Annotated in this window: 2 protein-coding genes; one reads left to right on the top strand and one right to left on the bottom strand. The window is 71.7% G+C overall.

Annotated features, from left to right (window positions below):
* Positions 1 to 1621: tetratricopeptide repeat protein (locus tag D7X55_RS37795; protein ID WP_147470377.1), on the top strand; the 1621-nt coding region annotated here is incomplete at its 5' end.
* Between the two features lie 3 nt (positions 1622 to 1624).
* On the opposite strand, the gene D7X55_RS37790 is transcribed toward D7X55_RS37795, so the two are convergent.
* Positions 1625 to 3037 carry an L-serine ammonia-lyase gene (locus D7X55_RS37790; RefSeq protein ID WP_121725567.1) on the bottom strand — a complete coding sequence of 471 codons (1413 nt, stop codon included), beginning with the start codon at positions 3035 to 3037 and terminating at the stop codon, positions 1625 to 1627.
* Positions 3038 to 3201: the final 164 nt, after the last annotated feature.

Raw genomic sequence — 3201 nt, 5'->3', positions numbered from 1 at the left:
CGTATGCGACGGGGCGGCGGACCTGGTGGCGCAGCGCTGGGGGCCGGACGCGCGCGCGAAGGTGACGCAGGCGTTCCTCGCGACGAAGAGCCCGGTGGCGCGGGACATGGCGCGCCGGGTGGGCGACGTGCTGGACGGCTACGGCGCGGAGTGGGCGAAGCAGCACACGTCCGCGTGCGAGGACACGCGCGTGCGCGAGGTGCAGACCGAGGCCCTGTTGTCCCAGCGCTTCGTGTGCCTGGAGCGGCGGCGCAAGGACCTGGGCGCGCTGGTGGACACGCTCCAGACGGCGGACGTGGCGCTGGTGGACAAGTCGCTGGACGCGGCCTGGGCGCTGCCCGCGCCGGGTGACTGCGCGGATGTGGAAGCGCTGACGGAGCTGCAGCCCCTGCCGGCGGACCCCGCGAAGCGCGCGGAGCTGGACGCGCTGGAGACGACGCTGGCGGAGGTGAAGGCGCGCGTGGACCTGAGCCGGATGCCCAAGGCGCTGGAATTGGCCAAGGGGGCCGAGGCGCGCGTGATGGCCACGGGCTATCTGCCGTTGATGGCGGAGCTGAGATTCCACCTGGGCTGGGCGCAGGCGGTGCTGGGTGACAAGGCCGCGGGCGGCGCGGTGCTGGAGCAGGCCGTCTACGACGCGGAGGCGGGACGCGCGGACCGGCTGGCGGTGTCGGTGATGAACAAGCTGCTCTACGTGGACGGAGAGCAGGAGCAGTTCGCGCTCGCGCAGCGCTGGGGCCGGCTGGGCGAGGCGACGCTCAAGCGCGTGGGCGGCGACGCGGTGCTGGAGAGCGACCTGAAGGTGAACGCGGCCAACCTCGCGCTGATGCAGGAGCGGCCGGACGAAGCGCTGAAGCTGCTGGAGGAGGCGTCGGGGCTCCTGGCGAAGGCGCTGCCGGAGGGGCACCCGAAGCGGGCGCGGGTGGCGTTCACGCTGGGGCGCACGCTCCTGGAGACGGGCAAGAGCGCGCAGGCGGTGAAGGTTCTGAAGGACGCGCTCGCCCAGACGGAGAAGGCGATGGGTCCCGTGCACCTGGACACGGCGCGCCGGCACCAGGCGCTGTCCATGGCGCTGCGCGAGCAGCGGGACTTCGCCGGGGCGCTGGAGCACGCGCGCGTGTCGGTGTCGCTGCACCGCACGCTCTTGGGCAACCAGAACGTGAAGCTGGCGGAGGCGCTGGACGAGGAGGGGATGAGCCTCCTCGCGCTCAAGCGCTACGAGGACGCGCTGAAGGACTACGAAGAGGCGCTGAAGGTGAAGCAGGACAAGCTCGGGCCGGACGACGAGCGGGTCTACTACTCGCTGGACGGCGTGGGGCAGGCGCAGCTGGGCCTGGGCCGCACGCGCGACGCGATTGCCACGCTGAAGCAGGCGCTGGCCTTCAAGGACGTGCAGGAGGACTCGCTGGCGGAGTCCGGCTTCGCGCTGGCTCGGGCGCTGTGGACCGAGCGCGAGGAGGCGGAGGCGCGCGACGCGGCGTCACAGGCGCTGGAGCGCTTCAGGTCCGCGGGGCGCACCGCGCAGTCGAAGGAGGTGGAGGCGTGGCTCGCCGCCCGTCCCGCGCCCATGGCGAAGGCGGTGCCGGCGTCCGCCGGGCGCGGTGGCAAGCGCAGGCGGTAGGCCTCAGCACTCCGGCAGGCCGACGCTGAGGTTCGCGACCTCCAGGACGTTGACCGCGAGGCCGCCGCGCGCGGTCTCCTTGTACTTGTCCTTCATGTCGCGGCCGGTGTCGCGCATCGTCTTGATGACCTTGTCCAGGCTGACGAAGTGCTTCCCGTCGCCGGACAGCGCCATGCGCACGGCGTTGATGGCCTTCACGGAGGCCATCGCGTTGCGCTCGATGCAGGGCACCTGCACCAGCCCGCCAATGGGGTCGCAGGTGAGCCCCAGGTTGTGCTCCATGGCGATCTCCGCCGCGTTCTCCACCTGCAACGGCGTGCCGCCCAGCACCTCCGCCAGCGCACCCGCCGCCATCGAGCACGCGCTGCCCACCTCGCCCTGGCAGCCCACCTCCGCGCCGCTGATGGACGCGTTCTCCTTGTAGAGCGCGCCAATGGCCCCCGCCGTGAGGAGGAAGCGCACCACGCCGTCCGCGTTCGCACCCGGCACGAAGCGCCAGTAGTAGTGCAGCACCGCCGGGATGATGCCCGCCGCGCCGTTGGTGGGCGCCGTGACGACGCGCCCGCCCGCCGCGTTCTCCTCGTTCACCGCGAGCGCGTACAGGTTCACCCAGTCCAGCACCGTCAGCGGGTTGGTGAGCCCCGCCTCCGGCCGGCTGATGAGCCGCTGGTACATCGCCGCCGCGCGCCGCTCCACCTTCAGCCCGCCGGGCAGGATGCCGGACGTGGTGCACCCGCGCGTCACGCACGCCTGCATCACCTCCCAGATGCGCAACAGCCGCGAGCGGATCTCCTCCTCGCTCCGCGAGGTCAACTCGTTGCGCATCATCACCGAGCTGATGGGCTGCCGCTCCCGCTCGCAGTGGTCCAGGAGCTCCGCCGCGGACTTGAAGGGCAGCGGCACGGCCGCGGTCTCCGCGCGCAGCGGATCCGCGCCCTTCGTCGCGTGCTCGTCCACCACGAACCCGCCGCCCACCGAGTAGTAGATGCGGCAGGCCAGCGACTCCCCGCCCTCGCCAAAGGCGGTGAAGCGCATGCCGTTGGGGTGGTAGGGCAGCACCTTGCGCTTGTGCATCACCAGGTGCTCGCCGTCCCGGAAGGGGAGCACCAGCCGCTGGAGCAGCGACACGCGCCCCTCCGCGCGCCAGTGCGCGACGATGGACGGCACCAGCTCCACGTCCACGTCCTCGGGCGTGTCGCCGCGCAGGCCCAGCAGCACCGCCTTGTCGCTGCCGTGCCCCTTGCCTGTCGCGCCCAGCGAACCGAACAGCTCCACCTTGAGCCGCGTCACGCGCTCCAGGAGCCCCGCGTCCGACAGCCCCACCACGAAGGTGCGGGCCGCGCGCATGGGCCCCACCGTGTGCGAGCTGGAGGGTCCAATTCCAATCTTGAAGAGGTCGAAGACGCTGACGGGCATGGCTTTTCCCACCATGCCACGTCCAACACGCGCCGCCTGTCACACCCCGCTCACGACGCGCTGCATGCATCCACTTCAAGTCATGCAGCCCGGAAGACAACACGTCGCGCATGCCCCCGCTCCTCCGGGCGTGGGGGAAGTTGTCATGCCAAGCATGACGCGGG

The sequence above is a fragment of the Corallococcus sp. AB049A genome (assembly GCF_003668885.1).
GTDB classification, from domain to species: Bacteria; Myxococcota; Myxococcia; order Myxococcales; family Myxococcaceae; genus Corallococcus; species Corallococcus interemptor.
The sequence above is the reverse complement of the archived record's forward strand: the minus strand, read 5'-3'. Positions and strand labels throughout refer to the sequence as shown.